Source organism: Nocardiopsis sp. iso_237, from assembly GCF_056173345.1.
This window is the reverse complement of sequence record NZ_CM149669.1, coordinates 2,491,976-2,508,555: the sequence shown is the minus strand read 5'-3', so window position 1 is coordinate 2,508,555 and position 16,580 is coordinate 2,491,976. Positions and strand designations below refer to the sequence as shown.

Annotated in this window: 23 protein-coding genes; 20 read left to right on the top strand and 3 right to left on the bottom strand. The window is 68.6% G+C overall.

The window, feature by feature from the left end:
* Positions 1-95 precede the first annotated feature (95 nt).
* From AC0VYM_RS11470 to AC0VYM_RS11435, 8 genes are all read left to right on the top strand, one after another.
* Entirely contained in the window at positions 96-794 is a 699-nt protein-coding gene (locus AC0VYM_RS11470; RefSeq protein ID WP_475462015.1) for a hypothetical protein, read from the top strand.
* A 14-nt stretch (positions 795-808) separates the two neighbouring features.
* Positions 809-1,630 carry a hypothetical protein gene (locus AC0VYM_RS11465; RefSeq protein WP_475462014.1) on the top strand — a complete coding sequence of 274 codons (822 nt, stop codon included), beginning with the start codon at positions 809-811 and terminating at the stop codon, positions 1,628-1,630.
* A 110-nt stretch (positions 1,631-1,740) separates the two neighbouring features.
* On the top strand, positions 1,741-2,208 hold the full coding sequence (locus tag AC0VYM_RS11460; protein WP_475463007.1) for a Scr1 family TA system antitoxin-like transcriptional regulator: 468 nt from the start codon (positions 1,741-1,743) through the stop codon (positions 2,206-2,208).
* Between the two features lie 284 nt (positions 2,209-2,492).
* Complete coding sequence (locus AC0VYM_RS11455) at positions 2,493-3,050, top strand: DUF6879 family protein (RefSeq protein WP_475462013.1); 558 nt, start codon at positions 2,493-2,495, stop codon at positions 3,048-3,050.
* A gap of 124 nt (positions 3,051-3,174) precedes the next feature.
* Positions 3,175-3,936, top strand: coding sequence for a lysostaphin resistance A-like protein (locus tag AC0VYM_RS11450; protein ID WP_475462012.1), 762 nt, complete (start codon positions 3,175-3,177; stop codon positions 3,934-3,936).
* 913 nt (positions 3,937-4,849) lie between these two features.
* Complete coding sequence (locus AC0VYM_RS11445) at positions 4,850-5,293, top strand: glycosyltransferase (protein ID WP_475462011.1); 444 nt, start codon at positions 4,850-4,852, stop codon at positions 5,291-5,293.
* A gap of 40 nt (positions 5,294-5,333) precedes the next feature.
* Positions 5,334-6,377, top strand: a complete 1,044-nt coding sequence (locus AC0VYM_RS11440) for a serine hydrolase domain-containing protein (protein WP_475462009.1) — start codon at positions 5,334-5,336, stop codon at positions 6,375-6,377.
* A 45-nt stretch (positions 6,378-6,422) separates the two neighbouring features.
* Complete coding sequence (locus AC0VYM_RS11435) at positions 6,423-6,872, top strand: N-acetyltransferase family protein (RefSeq protein WP_475462007.1); 450 nt, start codon at positions 6,423-6,425, stop codon at positions 6,870-6,872.
* On the opposite strand, the gene AC0VYM_RS11430 is transcribed toward AC0VYM_RS11435, so the two are convergent.
* Positions 6,869-7,069 (bottom strand): hypothetical protein, encoded by a 201-nt coding sequence (locus tag AC0VYM_RS11430; protein ID WP_475462006.1) that lies wholly within the window; start codon positions 7,067-7,069, stop codon positions 6,869-6,871. The genes AC0VYM_RS11435 and AC0VYM_RS11430 overlap by 4 nt on opposite strands.
* Before the next feature lie 148 nt (positions 7,070-7,217).
* On the opposite strand from AC0VYM_RS11430, the gene AC0VYM_RS11425 reads away from it, so the two are divergent.
* The 10 genes from AC0VYM_RS11425 (at position 7,218) to AC0VYM_RS11380 (ending at position 14,038) form a co-directional block, all read left to right on the top strand.
* Positions 7,218-7,592 (top strand): type II toxin-antitoxin system HicB family antitoxin, encoded by a 375-nt coding sequence (locus AC0VYM_RS11425; protein ID WP_475462004.1) that lies wholly within the window; start codon positions 7,218-7,220, stop codon positions 7,590-7,592.
* 627 nt (positions 7,593-8,219) lie between these two features.
* Complete coding sequence (locus tag AC0VYM_RS11420) at positions 8,220-9,104, top strand: hypothetical protein (RefSeq protein WP_475462003.1); 885 nt, start codon at positions 8,220-8,222, stop codon at positions 9,102-9,104.
* Between the two features lie 77 nt (positions 9,105-9,181).
* Positions 9,182-10,135 carry a hypothetical protein gene (locus tag AC0VYM_RS11415; protein WP_475462001.1) on the top strand — a complete coding sequence of 318 codons (954 nt, stop codon included), beginning with the start codon at positions 9,182-9,184 and terminating at the stop codon, positions 10,133-10,135.
* Positions 10,132-10,665, top strand: a complete 534-nt coding sequence (locus AC0VYM_RS11410) for a hypothetical protein (RefSeq protein ID WP_475462000.1) — start codon at positions 10,132-10,134, stop codon at positions 10,663-10,665. Before AC0VYM_RS11415 ends, AC0VYM_RS11410 begins: the two co-directional genes overlap by 4 nt.
* On the top strand, positions 10,652-11,245 hold the full coding sequence (locus AC0VYM_RS11405; RefSeq protein WP_475461999.1) for a hypothetical protein: 594 nt from the start codon (positions 10,652-10,654) through the stop codon (positions 11,243-11,245). Before AC0VYM_RS11410 ends, AC0VYM_RS11405 begins: the two co-directional genes overlap by 14 nt.
* Positions 11,242-11,799, top strand: coding sequence for a hypothetical protein (locus tag AC0VYM_RS11400; RefSeq protein ID WP_475461997.1), 558 nt, complete (start codon positions 11,242-11,244; stop codon positions 11,797-11,799). Before AC0VYM_RS11405 ends, AC0VYM_RS11400 begins: the two co-directional genes overlap by 4 nt.
* 51 nt (positions 11,800-11,850) lie before the next feature.
* Positions 11,851-12,330, top strand: coding sequence for a hypothetical protein (locus AC0VYM_RS11395; protein WP_475461995.1), 480 nt, complete (start codon positions 11,851-11,853; stop codon positions 12,328-12,330).
* Positions 12,331-12,434: 104 nt separating this feature from the next.
* A complete protein-coding gene (locus AC0VYM_RS11390) occupies positions 12,435-12,881 on the top strand; it encodes a hypothetical protein (RefSeq protein WP_475461993.1) in 447 nt (148 codons plus the stop codon).
* A 216-nt stretch (positions 12,882-13,097) separates the two neighbouring features.
* Positions 13,098-13,625: a MucR family transcriptional regulator gene (locus AC0VYM_RS11385; RefSeq protein WP_475461992.1), complete on the top strand. Its 528-nt coding sequence runs from the start codon at positions 13,098-13,100 to the stop codon at positions 13,623-13,625.
* Between the two features lie 71 nt (positions 13,626-13,696).
* Positions 13,697-14,038: a hypothetical protein gene (locus AC0VYM_RS11380; RefSeq protein WP_475461990.1), complete on the top strand. Its 342-nt coding sequence runs from the start codon at positions 13,697-13,699 to the stop codon at positions 14,036-14,038.
* Between the two features lie 6 nt (positions 14,039-14,044).
* On the opposite strand, the gene AC0VYM_RS11375 is transcribed toward AC0VYM_RS11380, so the two are convergent.
* Positions 14,045-14,185 carry a hypothetical protein gene (locus AC0VYM_RS11375; protein WP_475461988.1) on the bottom strand — a complete coding sequence of 47 codons (141 nt, stop codon included), beginning with the start codon at positions 14,183-14,185 and terminating at the stop codon, positions 14,045-14,047.
* A 423-nt stretch (positions 14,186-14,608) separates the two neighbouring features.
* Between AC0VYM_RS11375 and AC0VYM_RS11370 the strand changes: the two genes are divergently transcribed.
* Both AC0VYM_RS11370 and AC0VYM_RS11365 read left to right on the top strand, forming a co-directional pair.
* Positions 14,609-15,085: a hypothetical protein gene (locus tag AC0VYM_RS11370; RefSeq protein ID WP_475461986.1), complete on the top strand. Its 477-nt coding sequence runs from the start codon at positions 14,609-14,611 to the stop codon at positions 15,083-15,085.
* Positions 15,086-15,305: 220 nt separating this feature from the next.
* On the top strand, positions 15,306-15,479 hold the full coding sequence (locus AC0VYM_RS11365; protein WP_475461985.1) for a hypothetical protein: 174 nt from the start codon (positions 15,306-15,308) through the stop codon (positions 15,477-15,479).
* 778 nt (positions 15,480-16,257) lie between these two features.
* Here AC0VYM_RS11365 and AC0VYM_RS11360 read toward each other — a convergent pair.
* Positions 16,258-16,521: a hypothetical protein gene (locus AC0VYM_RS11360; protein ID WP_475461983.1), complete on the bottom strand. Its 264-nt coding sequence runs from the start codon at positions 16,519-16,521 to the stop codon at positions 16,258-16,260.
* Between the last annotated feature and the right edge of the window lie 59 nt (positions 16,522-16,580).

The window sequence follows — 16,580 nt, the reverse complement described above, 5'->3', positions numbered from 1 at the left end:
CCACCGTCCACACGGGGTTCCAGCGGGCCACCACCCCCGGGGCCCGCCTTTCCAGCAGGCGGGTCCCGGGGAACCAAGCACCCTCGGAAAGACCCATGACCACCACACACGACCGCCCCACCCGCGACCTGCACCGCTACCAGGTGTACGGGCTGGCCGCCTTCATGCTCGCGTTCCTCGTGGCCCTCACCCACAACATCCCCGAGCCGGATGCCAGCACCACACCGGTTTTCACCCTCGCGTGGACAGCCCTCTGGACCGCCATCGCCGCCGTCATCGTCCTGTCGTCCTGGCTGTTGGCGCGCGCCGCCGGGCTCGGGGTCCGTGACGGGTTCGGGATCGCCCCCCGCTGGACGCACACCCACCAACGTCTCCTCCGCATCGAACACGACCTCAATGCCGCGATCCTGGGCGCCGTGGCCCTGGCCCTCTACCTGGTAGTACACGGCATCACCGCATTCACCACCCCCGAGCCCGGCAGCGGCCCCCTCCTCCTCCAGCTGTTCACCACGACCACCACAGCGGTCCTCTCCGAGGTTGTGCTCCTGGGCGTCGTCGCGACGCTGGTCGCCCGCTCCCGGATCAGCGATTTCGAGTTCGTGGCCTGGTCCGTCGTGGGCCGTTTCGCGATCACGGACGCCAGTTGGCCCGGTGTCCTGACGGCCACGGTGGGCGGCGCGATCGTCGCCGTGCTGTACCTGCACTGCAACCGGCTGACCCCCCTCATGCTCGGCCACGCCTCGGCTGCCGCTGCCGTCACGGTCCTCAGTGTGTGGCTCGGCGCCCTCGCCTAGAACAGGAGTGTTCAGTGTCCGTGTCCGCGCACGTGCTCGGCCAACGCGCCCGCATCCTGACCGCCCCGGGCCGCTACCTGACCATCGCCCACACCCGTACCCTGACCGGCCACGGCGCACAGACACTGATGCGCCTGACCCAGGAGGGCGCTCTCATCGCCCAGCAGCAGGGCCCGAATCGGTTCACCTACGAGGTCCGGTCCGTCCTGGCCTACTGCCGCCGCCGTAACCCGGGGCCGCTCACCCTGTTCGACGCGCTCACCGCCGCCGACCACGGCGACCACCTCACCGAGGACGAGTTGGACAGCGAGCTGGACCGTACCGGGTCGGGCACCTGGTGGACGCTGGCCCGCCGAGACCAGCAGGTACCGCCGGACTGGCCGTCATGGGCCCGCTGGTTCGAGGGCGAGCACGGCCAGGCCGAACAGGAGTTGATCGGGCAGAGGCCCCGGTGGGCGCAGCAGATCCGGGAAGAGCGGGCCCGCGGGCTGATCCACCGCACCCTGTGGGTTCCCAACACGCCGCTCCGAACGGACTTCGGGCAGTACACCCTGGCCCGGTTCACCCACGTGGTCGCCGCCGGAGGGTCGGTCGACACCCTCCCGGTCTGGAAGGTCGAGCTGCTGGAGGACCAGCATCCCCTCCCCGACTTCGAAATCACCCCGAGGGCTGTGTACGTGCGTTCCCACAACCGGCTCGGGTCCCGGGACGGTGCTGTGCGCATCACGGACCCGGGGCTGGTGGAGGCGACCACGGGGTTCGTGGCCTGGGCCGTCCGGCAGCGCTCCACGCCTCTCGTGGACTTCGTCCGCTGGCACCACCGGGACGCCGCATGACTGACCGTCACGGACCGGCGCACCTCCCGACCTCCGCATCACCGAACAGAAAGGGACACTGATGGGCGTCATCGCACCCGAACTCGTGTACGGCCAAGCAGGCCGGGCTCCTGGAGGAAGAGGCAACCAAGGAAACCTGGCATTACGGGCCCTTCGGTCTGCTGAACGGGCTCCTCCAGACCCGCAGGTACGCGGAGGCCGTCGCGGACGGGCTCCTCCACCTGGCCTACAACCGTGAGCAGATGATCGAGCTGCGCATGAAGCGCGCTGCACAGATGCTGGAGAAGACCGATCTCCGCTTCCGGTTCGTGATCGGTGAGCAGGTCCTCGGACTCGACGCCCCGTACATGGACGAACAGCGCGCCTACCTCCGCCAGATCAACGAGCTGGACCACATCACCATCCGGACCGTGCAGTTCGACGGCCCGGCGGGGGCCACCCCGTTCGCTCTCGTCGGCGGGGAACAGCGAGTGGAATGCGGCGGGATCTACTTCATCGCGCCCGGCGACCCGGCGTGGTGGCGTGCCGAGTTCGAGCGGCATTGGGAGCGGTCCATCCCGCTCACGTCCGTCGCCTAGCCCCCTGAGCTGGTGGGCCGCTGAGAACCCCGTTGTGCAGCCCGGGGGTCCAGTGGTCCACCACGCCGGGGCCCGACTGCCGGAACGGGCTCCGGCACCGCCCGGGTGCCTGCCTCTTGGAGAGGCCCCGGGCACCGGCCCACGGTGATCACGGGCGCCACACCCTGACAGCACCGTGGGCCCTGGTGGGGCCGAGGACAGCAAGCCCTGGCCCCACCAGACCACCCCCTACTACCTGCGAGGAGCACGAAGATGCCCGTCACGTTCGCTTTCGGAGCCGCCGAGTGAACCGCCGTCTGAACGAACAGGCCTGGGAGGAGTTCAACCGGGCCCCCGGTGCTCGTCTCCTCCGCCCCGTCTACAGGCACGAGCTTGCCGCCCTGCGAGCTGACCCGGCCGTGCGTGGTGAAGAGAGGCGGATCGACACCGTCTCCACTCAGCTGAGGCACGACCCGGCCCGAGATGCGTGGCTCGCGGGAGACGAGCAGACCGCCCTCGCTCTCCTGGACCAGGAGACCCCGGACCTGGTCCGACCCGACGTGCACCGTCTCGTCATCGCCCCGATCGCGATGAACGCCTACAGCCGGTTCGCGCTGGCGGCCGCTCAGAAGCTGGCAGAGGCGGGAGCGCAGGTGCGGGTGCTGGGCGACCAGGGCGATCGCATCCCCGAGACGCTGATCTACGGGACTCTCGCATACCGCCTGTGCACCACGGCCGACCATTTCGCTGACGGAGCCGTGCGGGTCGAAGACGCCGATCGCGTCGCGCGTTTGCGGGCGGCCCATGACGACCTCTGGGAACAGGCCCAGGACATCCGTCAACTCGATGTCAACAACCTCTGACCGCCTCCTCCTCACGAAACGAACCATGTGTATCATCCCCGCAACGCCGGACACCCCCGCTCCCTCCCGATGGCGGCGCTTCCTCGCCTACCCCACCGCTCCGGCTGCCACGGCGCCAGACCTGATGCCGAAGCCGCAGCGGCTCTCAGCGCTGACCGCCTACATTGTCCTGCTGCTCGTGTATCTGGCGGTGTTCGGCAGGTCCACCCTGAACGGCATCGCCCTCCTGGCCGCCGACGATGCCATGCCGCGCATCCCCGCACCCCGCACCGACACGTTCTGGGCACTCGCCTTGCCCAACTGGATCATGCACGCCGTCCTGCTCACGGTGGCGGGGCTGGCCGTGTGGTTGATCTGTAAAGCGGTGCTCCGCATCCCCGTCCGCGCGGTGTTCTCCCCTGACGACGAACTCGGTTCCGACGCTGCGAAGGGCCGACGTGTCCAGTGGTGGACGACCTTCGTGTGGGCGTTCCTCGCTCTCCTGGTGACCATGGCCCTCCTGGGTGCGCTCGGGATGCTGATGCCCGCCGACACCGTCGGGGGGTTCACCACGGACACGCGTGCCGACGCCGCGTGGACCGCGCTCATGCTCGGCCCCGCCCAGCTGACCACCGCCCTGCTGGAGGAGCCGGTGGCCCTCGGCCTGGTAGTGCTCCTGCTGGGCGCCGCACACCGGCCCATGTGGGAGATCTGTGCCGTGGCCGCCCTGGTGAAGATCAGCTACCACCTCTACTACGGGCTCCCCGCCATCGCGTTCGCCTTGGTGGCGATCGTCCTGGTCTGGCTCTACCGGCGCACTGGGCGTCTGTGGCCGGTCATCGTCGCGCACGCCGCGTACAACCTGCTCGTCACGATCGTCCTGGTCGCTAGCAGCCCGGCCTCCTGACCACACCCCTCGCGGGTGCCAACCGTCCTCCCCTGAACCCGGAGCGGCACCCGCACCCGGCGGTCCCGCCCCTCTGGGGGGAGAGGCGGAGCCGCCCCCCTTCGTTCCTTCGAGACCAGGAGACGACACTCTTGCGCGCTCCGGCGACTCCCGCGTCCCACACCAACCAGGTCAACAACGTGGTGGAGAACGGTCGTGTCCTCCAGGCCGCACAGCTGAGCGGCAAGATCACCTTCGTCAACACGGTGGTGCGGCCGCGTCCGATCCAGCTCCCCCACCTGCCCGCACCGGGGCCCCGACCGGAGCTGGACGCCCTCACCGCCGCATGGGAGGACGACACGGAGGAGCAGGTCATCGTCCTGCACGGACAGCCCGGGGCGGGGAAAACCCAGCTGGCCGTCCACTTCCTCCACGAGCAGCGGGCCCGGTTCGAGGACGGCATCCTCCTCGCCAACCTCCAAGGCTCGTCCCACCTCGGCCCGGCCGACACCCACCACGTCCTCGACCAACTCCTGCGGACCATCCACGTCGGCGCGGACGCGATTCCCAACGATCTCAGCGGCCGGTCGGCGGCATGGTGGACCTACACCTACGACCGGAACGTCGCGGTATTGGCCGACGACGCCATCTCCGCTGCGCAGGTGTTCCCCACCTGCCCGCGACTGTCTGACCCAGCACGCGATCCTCACCCGTGGCGACCACCGCGCCCGGGTGGTGGTCGCCCCCACCCTGACCATGGCCGATCAGCTGTCCAGGATGGTCCCCGAACTGTCCCCGGGCCGCATCACCCACGTGCCGTGGGGAGTCCCGGACTCCTTGCTCGCTGCCCCTCCCCCACGCCCACCACAGCGCCGCCCCGGACCCCTCCGGTTGTTGTTCGCCGGACGAAGGGGGCCGATGAGCTGGTCGCCGCGTGCCAGGAGGTGGGGGCGCAGCTGAGTGTGGCCGCCCCCATACCCCCATACCCCCACCCGCACCCGCACCCGCACCCGGAGTTCGGTACCTGGGCTGGTTCGACCGTCCCGCACTGTGGGCAGAGTTCGCCCACCACGACCTCCTCGTCGTCTCCTCCACATGGGAAGCGTTCGGTCTGGTCGCGATCGAAGGCCAGGCGTGCGGACTGCCCGTGCTCTACAGTGACGTCCCTGCCCTGAACGACGTCCTGGGCACCAGCGCGATACCGGTCCCGGAGCTGGGCAAACGCACGCTGGCCGCCACACTGTCCTGGCTCTCCACCGACCACCGCGCCCTCGACCAGGTCCGCGAGGCCGGGTACCGCAACGCCGCACGTTTCCCGCTGTCCGTGCTCGCGAACGCGCTCCGCGACCTCTCAGAAGACCTCCTCCAACACCAGTAGGCTCGCCTGCGAACGACCCTGACCAGGAAGGGGCCCGCCCATGCCCGTGGACGCCGACCGCATCAACCCCCTTCTCGACCAGGCCGTGGAAAAGCTGGTGACACCCGGGGCGGTCTGGCTCGTGGGCGGCCCCTCCGGCCCCGAGACCGGCGGGCAAGCCGGGGTCCTGGACCCCACCGACCCCACGGCACCCATGCAGCCGAACACCCTGTTCGACATCGCCTCGCTCACGAAGGTCACCGCGGTCTGGTCGGTGATCGGTACCCTGTGGGACGACGGAGTCCTACGCCTGGATGACCCCCTCGCCCGCCTCCTGCCGGACCTGGCCACCGCCCCCTTGGGGCAGGTGAGCGTGCGCCAGCTCCTCACCCACACCGCTGGGGTTCCACCGCGCGCGCAGCTGAAGGCCCTGTACGGAACCGACCCGGCCGAGATCCGTCGCGGGGTGCTGTATGAGCAGTTGCACCACACCCCTGGGGAGGAGGTGCGGTACACCGACCGGGCCGCGCTCATCCTCGGGTTCCTGGCTGAAGAACTCACCGGCCAAAGCCTGGACGTGCTCGCCCGCGATCGGGTGTGGGCTCCTCTGGGGATGGCGGAAACCCAGTTCGGGCCGTTGCCTGCGGGACTGGTGGACCGGGCAGCCCCGACCGAGTTGGATGAGGACACCGGCCAGCACCTGCGCGGCGTCCCGCACGACTTCTCCGCCCGCCTGCTGGGTGGGGTGTGTGGGATCGCCGGGGTGGTCTCCACCGCCCCGGATGTGGGGCGGTTCCTGGCACACATGCTCGCCCCCGGCGACCGGGCGGGGTTCGGGGAGAAGTGGGTGGCGGAGTCTCTGCGGGTGCAGACCGGCGAGCTCGAACCTCAGCGGGGCCTGTTCTGGCACCCGGCGCCCGGCACCTCTCCGGAGGAGGATGTGTGGGTTCACTACGGGTTCACGGGGACCGGGGCCTGGATCTGCCCACGGCAGCAGAGGTGGGCCGTCCTGATGACGAACAAGCTCTACTACACCCGTGACCGCGGGCCGATCACCGAGCTTCGCGGAGGGTTCCGACAGGCCCTCTTCTCCGTAACGCGCTGATCGTCCTAGGCCCTGCCGCTTGCGGCCAGTGGGTACGTTGCTGCCATGTTTGTCCGTCGCGCCACCCCGGAGGACGGCCCCGCGATCGCCGGGTTGCTGATGCGAGCTGCCCCGCACTTCGAGGTGAAGGACTACCCGTCGGGCTGGTGGCCGGAAGGGATCGAGGTCCTGGTGGCCGTGGAGGATAACCGTCTCGTGGGCTGGGTTGAGGGCGTCCTCGATGGCGTGTACACGGGCCCTGGAGCACTGGTTGCGCCGCCGCACGGGTACGTCCTCGGGATCGTGGTGGACCCGGCGTGGCGGCGTGTGGGGGCCGGTGGGGCGCTGCTGGACGGGTTCGTCGCGGTAGCGCGCACGGCCGGGCTCTCGTGGGTGTTCCTGTTCCCCGAGGAAGGCGATGGAGTGGCCGAGAGGGTCGCGTTCCTGGAGGCGGCCGGGTTCACGCCGGTCGACGACCCCGACGAGGCATGGCCCGCGATGGGTAGGTGGGTCTAGTTCCCCGGGCCGTACATGGCCTCGATGCTGCGCTCCTGCCGCTCCATGGTCGCCTGCAACATCGCCTCAGCCTGCTCGTCGGTGAGGTCGCCCTTGTCCGCGTGGGTGTCGCGGGTCACGTGCCACGTTTTCCCGCTGTAGTTGCTGACGACTTCTTCAACGACATACCGGTCGTCGTCTTGGGGTGTGGTGTTCATGGAGGCACGTTAGCTGGTATTTGTCCGGGTGAGAAGAGCGCCGTCGTGCCTCGCTGCGGGGGGCGTTGTCACAGGTCGGGTTCGGTGTGAAACGAAGAAGGCCCCGACCTATCCTGAAGGTGTCTGAGCATCAGGAAGGCGGAGCCATATGCATTCTACCCCCCTCGCCCTGTCGAAGCTCCCCGAGGCTGAACGCTGTGAGCAGGAGAACGCGCGGGCGCTGCTGTGGAGGCACGTGCTCACGTACTGGGAGCAGGGCAAAGCGAACGGCTGGGACCCGGCCTCCCGGACTGAATGGGAGTCGGTGGCGGGGATGCTGGACTTCGTCCAAGCGCTCACCGCCACTGCCCAGGATTCCCAGAGCGGCGAGACGCGGCCGTTGCTCCTCACGGTTGAGGAGGATGACGGGCTGTGGGTCGCCCGCTCATCGGACCCGGAGTTGGCTTCCCAGGGGTCTACGCGGTCTGCCGCGCTTCGTGCGTTCGCTGAGGCACTGGACCTGTTGGAGGAGGAGGCTGTCTAGCTCTCCGCCTCACTCGCTTGCTTGGGCCGCAGGCCCCTGCGGCTGGGGGCGAGGTGGCCAGGTTCGGCCAGTGGGTGACATGGGTCGGGCTGGAGATGGCCGTTCTGCTGTGCCAGGCCGGGTGGGATGTCAGAATCCGGTCATGCCCCAGCACCGCACCCCTGCCCAGCGCGCCGCGCACGCCGCCCAGTCCCGTGACCGGAGGCGCCGAAGGGCCAAGGCCCGTACTGGCGCACCGCTTGATCCAGCCGGGCGCGGGCGGCTGCTGATGATGGTGCGGCGAGGGCACCATGTCAGCGTCGCGGCTGAGCGACTGGGGGCTTCGGTGACGGCTGTGTGGCAGATGGCGGAGATGTTTCCCGGGTGGGGTGCGGAGTTGGATCGGGCGCTGATGTTGCGGAGGGACCCCGAGATATCGCACGGGTCGGAGTGGTCGTACCGGGTGTATCGGTGTCGGTGTCCGGAGTGTCGGGCGGCGAAGCGCAGGTACCGGTGAGTCGCGTTTTCCCTGGTGAGGGTTCTGTTGGGGACAAACCACACAAACTTTAAAGTTCGACTTTACAAGTTCAAAGTTAGGCTTTAAAGTTTGGGGTGTCGGAACAACCCCGAACCCGAAAGGCGCCCCCCATGAGCGTCACCACCGGCTACACCGAAACCCACCTCCTCTGGGACCAGGAACACGGAAGCCTGACCGCCACCAAGAGGCCCCGCCCAGGAGAGAGCACCACCTTCCGCCACCATCGGGGCGTCGACCGCTACCTCGGACTCCCCCAGGGGCTCCCCGCCTGGGCCGCGAACCGGTACATCAGCGCCATCGAAGACCTCACCACCCAGCTAGCGCGGTTCGCGACCCTCGAACACGTGATCCCCGACGGCTTGGGGGCCAGCGACCGGTACAGGATCGTCTACAGCGACGGGTACGAGCCGTACATGGACGCCCTGGATGACCTCCTGCGCCACGTGTACGGCCGCGGCAGCGAAGGGCCGAACCCGCACCTGTACCAGGCCGAACAGGAACTGCGCGACGCCGACGGGCGCTACGGCTTCACGCCCACCGATGACGCGGTCGACACCCGAGTCCGTGGGATCTTCGTCGAGCGCATCCGGGACCTGATCCTGAACGAGGACTCCGAGTACACCCCCGCCGCCGCCGGGAAGCGCTACACCGTCATCCGCATGGACAAGGCCGGGCACCTGTCCGCGCACACCGCCGAAGGGTGCCCGGCTGATGAGGCGGGCGTTCGCGAGTGGGAGGTGTCCCCGCTGAACTTCCGGCAGGCGAACAGTCTCATGGGGGCGGTTGGCTCCCGTGCGCTGACGGCCGCGAACCCCGCCGCCGTCACCACGTTCGTGGGCGACGCCCGCGAGTCGATGGAGAACACCCTCGCGAAGTTCCTGATCACCGCCGACCAGGTCACCGCGTACATGGCCGAGCACGACATCAAGGACACCCCGGCCCGCCGTGAGAAGACGCTCCGCGCGCTGACCGCCGCCCGGTTCCACAGCAGGTAGGGAGGCGACCGCCCCGGGTCGTAGCCGGGGCGGGCGCCCGCCCGCCAGCATCCCACATCCAGCAGAAAGACGACGCCGTGACCGACGACCAGCAACCCGACCCCCAGCAGTACCTGACCATCCGCGTGGACCGCGCCGGGCTGATGCGCCTACCCGCCGCCGAACGGTTCCACGCCTGCCAGAGCATCCGCACCCCCTCCACCGCCGACCAGGTAGACGACATCCGGGCCGCCGCCGTGCTCGAACTGGTCGAAGCCCACGGCAAGGCGTTCGGCGCGAACTCGGCCGTGGGCCGGATCATCGGCAAGTCCCCCACGTTCGTGGGCCAGCTCCTGGCCGAGGCCAAGCAGGGCCGTGAGTCCTTCGAGGAGCTCCGGGCCCGTCACGACCGCGAGGAAGTGGAGGACATCACCGGGTCGCCCGAAGCGCGTCTGCGCGCCGTCAAGACCCTCGAAGATGTCATCGAGACGTTCCTGCCGGGTGCCGTGTCCGACGCCGAGCAGGGAGAGTACGACTCCGCCTCCGTGGGAGTACAGATGATTTCCGCCGCCGCCGACGACGCGCTGCGCATCCTCCGGGGTGAAGCCGACGAGGCCCGCCTGGGCGAGGCCGAGGCGATCGAGGCGGGGACCGCTCCGCTCCAGGACCACACGTACCGGGTGCGGATGTCCTACCAGGACGAGTCCGGGGAGTGGGTGGAGCACTCCGACCAGGGGTGGGAAGACACCAACGAAGTGTCCATCGCGGATATGGCGTTCGACGCCGGGTACCTGCTCACCAGTCTCACCGAACGCGGCGGCGAGTCCACTCCGGGCCGGGTGTGGCGGCTGGAGGTGTGGGACGACCCGACCAGCACCGGGGTACCGGACTACGTCCACGAGCACATCGAGCACACCCCCTCGGCCGACGAGTGGACGACCTGGAAGATCCTCCGGTCGGCCACCGACGAGGACGGGACCGTGGACACCGAGAAGGCTCGCCAGCTGTGGGCGGAGCACTCCGGTAACCAGGAGCAGGGGGACGAGGCGTGATCAACGTCAGGAAGCTCATGGAAATTCAGCGGTGGGCCCAAGACGGGCGGATCTGGCAGGAGTGGCGGGAGGGCCTGCCCGGCCCCGTCACCTGCCGCGCGGTCGTGCCGGTGGTCGACGCCTACGAGGGTCCTGAATTCGACGCGGTGTGGATGTCCGCCGCACTCCAGTCCGGGCTGAACCGCCGCGCGTTCGTCTCGGGGACGGTCACGATCGGTCAAGCCGGGGCGAGCCATGCCAACCCGGCGAGGCTGCGCCAAGCCATCCTCGCGGCCCGCGACGGCGACCGTGACCGGCTGTTGCGCCACCTGGTCGACATCGCCAAATCCCACCACGTTCAAGCGCCCTACGCGACGAACCCGCTGAACCTGACGAGCTGGGCGCAGGAAACCGCCGCCGCGTTGTCCGACGACCCCGGCAAGGTGTCGGCGGTATGCCGGAAATGGACGATCGACTACAACCGGGCTGTGCAGAAGACCACGCCCGCGCCCGACGAAGCCCAAGAGGAGACCGTTGATGCGCACGCCTGAACACCCCATCACCCAGGTACCCGGCATCACACCCGAACGCCTCAACGAAGCGCTCGCCCTGGACCCTGACCACCGCTGGTACGGGGGGCTGGTCCGGGTCAACTTCGCCCCGACCTCACTGGGCACGGCCGCCGGTCTTCTCGGGGAGGACGCCGACGATGGAGCGCTCGACGCCTTGTGCGTCCTCTTGGCCGTCCGGGGGGCCGGGTCCCGCCTCCGGGTGCATGACGGTGTGGCCGGGTTGGGGCTGTTGACCGGCATCGAGATGATCCAGCGCCAGCGCAACGGCGCGGCCAACCCGAATGCACCGGACCCGCGCCCCCAGAACACCGAGGTCATCCTGAACAGGTTCCGGAGCGTGGTGTTGAGCGGGAACCGGAAACGGACGCTGACCGAGATCCGGCACCGCCTGATCGACGCCGCCAAGCTGTACGGCGACCGCACGTTGTGGATCGACGCTGACCGGTTGGTGCGGGACACCTACGCCGCACTGCACCCCGCCCGGGCGGTTCGGAAGGACTTCATCCAGTTCGCGCTGATGGACCTGTACCGCCGCGAGCCCGAGGAGGTCCAGGGATGAACGACGAGCAGCGGAAGGCCCTCCGGATCGCCCTCAACCAGGGGCGCAAGAACCCGCAACCCGGCCGGGCCACCTGGTGGCACCAGGTGCGCAACCTCAACGCCCGGGAGTTTCAGCCGCTAGGGACACTGCACGAGACCGCGACGAAGGTGTCCCGGGAGACCTACGGCACGGACACCTACCTGGCGACCGCGTTCATGCTGGCCCTGGACAGCTGGCCAGAGCCCAACACGCGGCCCTTGTTCGGTGGTGTGTCCCTGGGCGCCGCGTTGGCCAAGATTCAGGTGAAGCCGTCGCGCTCCCACCTGTCCCTGTCTGAGCAGCACCTGCTCCAGGTGCTTACCGACCATCACCGACCCGAGCCGGTCATGGACGCGACCATGAACGCGGTGCGGCTGTGCTGGAAGTCCAACCAGAGGGTGGATCTGGCGGGTACGGCCGCGCTGCTCGTCGGGTTGTGGGACCCCTCGGATCTGACCCGCCATCAGGCCCGGTTGCGGATCGGTGAGGAGTTCCACAACGCCGTCCAGCACGGTGAGCTCTCGGCAGGGTAAGCGGCGAACGCGCACGCGGGAAGCCACAATCCAACCCCAGAAGGAGCTGACATGAGTAACCGAGACAACATCTTGCCCTTCGGGTACCGCCGCCTGGACATCACCGTCCCGCCCCACGACGAGTGGGGGCACGAGGACGAATTCGACTACCCGCCGGGACGGTACAGCGCCGTGGCCCGCGCGGACATCAATGAGAGGACGACGCTACTGCCGATCGAGTGGGAACCCACGGACGAGCTGATCACCCAGGAACAGGAGCGGTCCCTCATTCGTCGGGCGTGGGAATTCTGGGCGACCGTCCCCGAGGACCAGGAGAAGCAGCGCAAGATCGACGAGAAGGCTGCCCGGTGGAGGCGCGAAAAGTACGGGGAGCGCCCTACCTGCACCATCGAGGGCAAGCACTGTGACAACTGCGGTCGCCGGTTTTCCGTAGGGGGGATGGTGGCGTCCCTCGGCCTTGCGTGCAGCGTGGACTGCTACGAGATGATGTCCGACGACGAAGGTGAGCACGCCTCCAAGTACATGCACTAGGAGTCGACGGACGGCTGTAGCGCAGAACCGCCCCGCACTCCGCGGGGATGAGGTCACCAGACTGGCGGCCCGAGAACCAGCACCGCAACGAGCAGGAGAGACCGATGTCCACCCCGACCATTCGCGCGTTCCGCCGCGTCGGCACGTTCCAGCGCGTCCACACCACCCTGATCACGTACCAGCCCGGTACCCGTGTGGACTGGTACACGGTCACGACCAAGCGCAGTGGAGAGTTCAGCTCCGCGCACCATGAGTGGTTCGATATCAGCGGCGCTCACGGGCCCCAGTACATGAGCGAGAACGAACTGCCCGAGCACCTGCGCGGGCAGACGCACACGCCCGAGCAGATCGCAGAGCAGTACGAGAGCATGATCGCCCAGCTGACGACTCCCGAGCGCGGCAAGGTTGGTGAGGAGATCGAGGTTGCTGACCTGGGCGACCTGGACGAGTTCATCCGGGTCGCCTCCCGTCAGCAGGTCGTCCTAGACGACGATGAGGCCGAGACCGCAGTGGAGCAGCAGTCCGGATCGGGCAGCTACCACCGCGACTGACCAACCGACCAACGAGGCGAGCCCCGGCCAGGTGAAGGGGCCGGGGCCCGCCCCCAGGATAGAAGGCGACATCATCCCCACCTACGGGCCCGGCGGCATGAGCCGCGAGGCGTCCCGACCGGACGGGGTCGTTCTCTCCCTGGCCCCTGTGGCCGGAACCCGCTGACAGCCGCCCACCGGCTCCCGACTGTCACACCGGGGCGCCATCATCTCCCCATGGAGTATGGAGACCTCGACGGCCACGGCATCCACGGGCAGCTCACCACCGGGCCCACCGGTGGGTTGGTCTGCCACGAGTGCGGCCAGGAGAAGACGTTCCTGGGTCGTCACGTCCGTGAGCACGGCATGACCGCCGACCAGTACCGGGAGGCTCACGGGCTCGCCCGGAGCGCCGCTCTCGCCTCCCCTCAGCTCCGTGAGATGTTCAGCGAGCAGGCGTCGGAGAGGGTCGGGTCCCCCGAGTGGAGACGGTTCACAGAGGCGCGGAACCCCAAGGCGGCACGCGAGGAGTCGCGAGCGGCGTTTCGAGAACCGCTCCGGGCGCAGACGTTGGAGTCACGCCGCCAGCAGGCACTCAGGGCCTCCCGATCGCGCCCGGCACGGGTGTGCGAGGTGCCCGGGTGCGGGCGTTGGCAAGCCGGGAGAGGGTGGTGCCGCACTCACCTGGAGCGGTACCGGCGTACCGGCGACGTCCAGGCCGACATCCCGGTCCGGCCACGCATCGGCGGACCGAAAGTGCGTTGAGCAGCCGGGGCTCCCCCTGCCTCGGGGAGACCCCGGCGATCGCGTTTGAGCACGTCAGGCACCATGGGAGTATGCGCAAACCAGAGTGGGACGTGGAACGCGCGCTGGGCCCGTGGATTCTCACGGCGGTGCCGGAACTCCGCGCACACCCACGCGCCGCCGCACGCATCGGATGGCGAATCGCTGTCGCCATGCTTCGGGCGCGTAGCCGAGGAGACGAACCCGCACCACTCGCCCTGTCCTGGACGATCCCGTTCGAGGACCTGGAGGGCATCCTGCCCGTGGACGTGATCAGGCACGTGCGCGGACTCCAGGCGCTGTCTCGCATGACAGTGTCGGACGGCGACCTCACAGAGCGTCTTGAGTATCTGCGGGCGGTCGGCCCCAACCTGCCAGTGAAGGACCTGGATTAGGGCCGCCTACTTCTCCGCGTCCAGCCCCCGGGGCACGTCCTCCGGGGCCAGGTCGGGGCGCAGGCGCGCGTACCTGACCGGATGCCGCCACCGTCGGGACACCACGGCCGAGTCCGGGGAGACCTCGACCACCACGTGCGGTTCCACGCGGGTGTAGTGCTGCCTTCCCTCACTCCCCCACGTCGCCGCGAGGGTCACGGGCCAGGTGATCGTCCGTCTTCACCATGTGCCCCGCGACCTCCTCGGACTCGTCCGGGGAGAGGTCCGTCGTCCGGCCCGCCACCCCCGCAGCCTGGCCTGGCTGGAGGACGCCGGTCGTAGGCCAGAAAGGCACCCACATGCGAGTGGGGCCCGTCCCGCCACACACACCTGAGGCGGTTGTGCGTCCCACGCTGGTCAGGACCACCATCAGACCCAGATACTCGACGTCCTTCGGTGGGAGAGCATGCCGGTCAGGTCTCGCACGTCAAGGGCGTCCAAGGCGCGCCGTGCATCCACGTGACTACGCAGGGCTGACCTGGGACTCTGGGATCCCACTCCACTCATACTCGAAAAGGGAGGACGCCCTCGATGCATTGGCCAAGTCTGGTCGCGAAGCTGCGCCAGATCCACGCGGCGACCGAGGATGAGAGCCTCACTCCAACGGAAGCGGTCGCCGCTCTGCGAGATTGGTGGCCCGCTCTCTCTGAGGCGGACGCAAGCAGCCTCTTAGGCCGACGGGTGGAAGAAGTAGAGATCAGCTTCCTGCTGGACCACTTCGATTCCTGGCTCCGATGGGTGACAGATTCCCCGGAGTATCGTCAAGTCTTGGCCGCATCCATGGATCGAGACCGAAGCCGCGCCGCCGCGTGGACCGAGGAAGCCGGTCGCGTGCTGGACCGCATGCGAGACGACGGTTCCCTGGCCAGAATCACGCTCGCCAGTGACCTAGCTGTCACCTATGGTCTCCCCCACGACCATCCGGGTCATGAGATGGTCGATTTCCTGGCTGTTCTCCTGATCGAGAGAGCTCAAGCCGTGGGAAAGAGTCACCCGATCCACCCCTGAACCAGCGCTTCCTCGTCTATGTCGCCGCTCTTGAGGCGTCTGCTGCTGACAGCGGTCAGGTGCGGGTGACAATGACTGTGGGCAGCGCGGGGTGGCGCGAGGCCAACGGTCGGCCAATCCTGGTCCTGGGAGGGCGGACCGCGGTGAGCAGGGGGCGCTATCGTCGCTTGCGCCATCGTGAATCCCCCGATGGCAGGCCGCAACCACCCGGGAGTCCCGCATGCTGACCCACCATTCCAGCCACCGCACCGCTGCGGGCGTCGTCGAGCGCCTCGTCCACCAGAACCAGGGTGCGGGCGCGGGGACCCACACCGAGTGGCGCTTGGACGGCGAGGAGATCGCCGTGGACGCCGCCGCTGGCCTGCTGTCCCAGGAGGTGCCCCGTGGTGCGTGAGACGACGGTCCGCCCCTGAAGCGGCCGACCCCTTCACCTCGGTTCCACGCCGGCTCTTGTACTCGACCCCCGGTCGTTAGAAGATCAACGACCGGCCAAGCGTGTTGGTTTCCGTTAAAGTATTCGAGATTGCTGAAGGCGTTAGGGCCTTTTTGGTGGTATTGACATAGAAAATGTGAAATGGAATCGCAACTTTCCCTCCCCAGTCCGGCTGGGGTCCTAGTGTTTCACTATGACGAAGCGAAGGCCAAGCTCTTCGCGTTCTGTGGCGTCTGCCTGAACACCAAGCCCATGCCGCACCCTCTTGCTGAAAGTGTGGCTGCCGCAGGGCCACGGTGGGGTCGACGTCGACGGGTGAAGAAGGCGAAGAAGGAAATGAACCGAGCCGTTCGAGTGGTCAAGTGGGAGCATTTCGGGTGTTCCATGAGGAAATGATTTCTCTCTGAAGGGTGAGGAATCCTAGAGCGTGTGTCCTGTGGAGAGGTCGGACCCCGGGCTCGTGACGTCCTGACCGACGGCTCCGACTGGCCGAGCAGACTCGCCTGGCCGCACTCCTGACGCGCTCTCAGGCCGCCCCCGGGCGCCGCGTGCCGTGCAGGGTGGTGGCCCGGCACGCGGGGCTCTTCGGCGCGTTGTTCGGCCGGGGCCATCGCCGCGGCCGCCGGGCCTGCCAGCACGGCCCCGCCTGTAGGGGCAGGGGTGGTGAGGGTGAATTGCCCGGCCACCGGTCCCTCGTCCCGGGGGCGTAGGGTGGTGCGGCGGTGGGCGTGGGCGGCGATCATGAGCTGGCGGCGCCCGCCCCCTCCCGCCCCAGTGAGGGAGTCGGCTCCCCCGGCCAGGATGAGGTCGTCCAGGGCCTCCCCGCCCGGCCCGCCACGTGGACCCAGGAAACGACCCAGGGGGCGCGGGCGTGGCCCACCACCCCGCCCACGATGGCCTCGGTGGTGACGCGGTGCTTCCACTTGCGCCAGTCCCTGCGGCCCGGACGGTAGGAGCGGCGCGCGTCCTTGATCATCACGCCCTCCACCCCCACGGCGGGCATCTCCTCCCACTACTGCATGGCGACCTCGGGGTTGTCGGTCTGCCAGCCGAGTTGAGCGG

Bases quoted from the DNA above. Each gene is read 5' to 3' on its own strand.
- AC0VYM_RS11470 (WP_475462015.1), top strand. From the start codon at position 96: ATGACCACCACACACGACCGCCCCACCCGCGACCTGCACCGCTACCAG.
- AC0VYM_RS11435 (WP_475462007.1), top strand. From the start codon at position 6,423: ATGTTTGTCCGTCGCGCCACCCCGGAGGACGGCCCCGCGATCGCCGGG.
- AC0VYM_RS11420 (WP_475462003.1), top strand. From the start codon at position 8,220: ATGAGCGTCACCACCGGCTACACCGAAACCCACCTCCTCTGGGACCAG.
- AC0VYM_RS11395 (WP_475461995.1), top strand. From the start codon at position 11,851: ATGAGTAACCGAGACAACATCTTGCCCTTCGGGTACCGCCGCCTGGAC.
- AC0VYM_RS11380 (WP_475461990.1), top strand. From the start codon at position 13,697: ATGCGCAAACCAGAGTGGGACGTGGAACGCGCGCTGGGCCCGTGGATT.
- AC0VYM_RS11400 (WP_475461997.1), top strand. From the start codon at position 11,242: ATGAACGACGAGCAGCGGAAGGCCCTCCGGATCGCCCTCAACCAGGGG.
- AC0VYM_RS11360 (WP_475461983.1), bottom strand. From the start codon at position 16,521: ATGCCCGCCGTGGGGGTGGAGGGCGTGATGATCAAGGACGCGCGCCGC.
- AC0VYM_RS11390 (WP_475461993.1), top strand. From the start codon at position 12,435: ATGTCCACCCCGACCATTCGCGCGTTCCGCCGCGTCGGCACGTTCCAG.
- AC0VYM_RS11425 (WP_475462004.1), top strand. From the start codon at position 7,218: ATGCATTCTACCCCCCTCGCCCTGTCGAAGCTCCCCGAGGCTGAACGC.
- AC0VYM_RS11450 (WP_475462012.1), top strand. From the start codon at position 3,175: ATGCCGAAGCCGCAGCGGCTCTCAGCGCTGACCGCCTACATTGTCCTG.
- AC0VYM_RS11370 (WP_475461986.1), top strand. From the start codon at position 14,609: ATGCATTGGCCAAGTCTGGTCGCGAAGCTGCGCCAGATCCACGCGGCG.
- AC0VYM_RS11440 (WP_475462009.1), top strand. From the start codon at position 5,334: ATGCCCGTGGACGCCGACCGCATCAACCCCCTTCTCGACCAGGCCGTG.
- AC0VYM_RS11365 (WP_475461985.1), top strand. From the start codon at position 15,306: ATGCTGACCCACCATTCCAGCCACCGCACCGCTGCGGGCGTCGTCGAG.
- AC0VYM_RS11430 (WP_475462006.1), bottom strand. From the start codon at position 7,069: ATGAACACCACACCCCAAGACGACGACCGGTATGTCGTTGAAGAAGTC.
- AC0VYM_RS11405 (WP_475461999.1), top strand. From the start codon at position 10,652: ATGCGCACGCCTGAACACCCCATCACCCAGGTACCCGGCATCACACCC.
- AC0VYM_RS11385 (WP_475461992.1), top strand. From the start codon at position 13,098: ATGGAGTATGGAGACCTCGACGGCCACGGCATCCACGGGCAGCTCACC.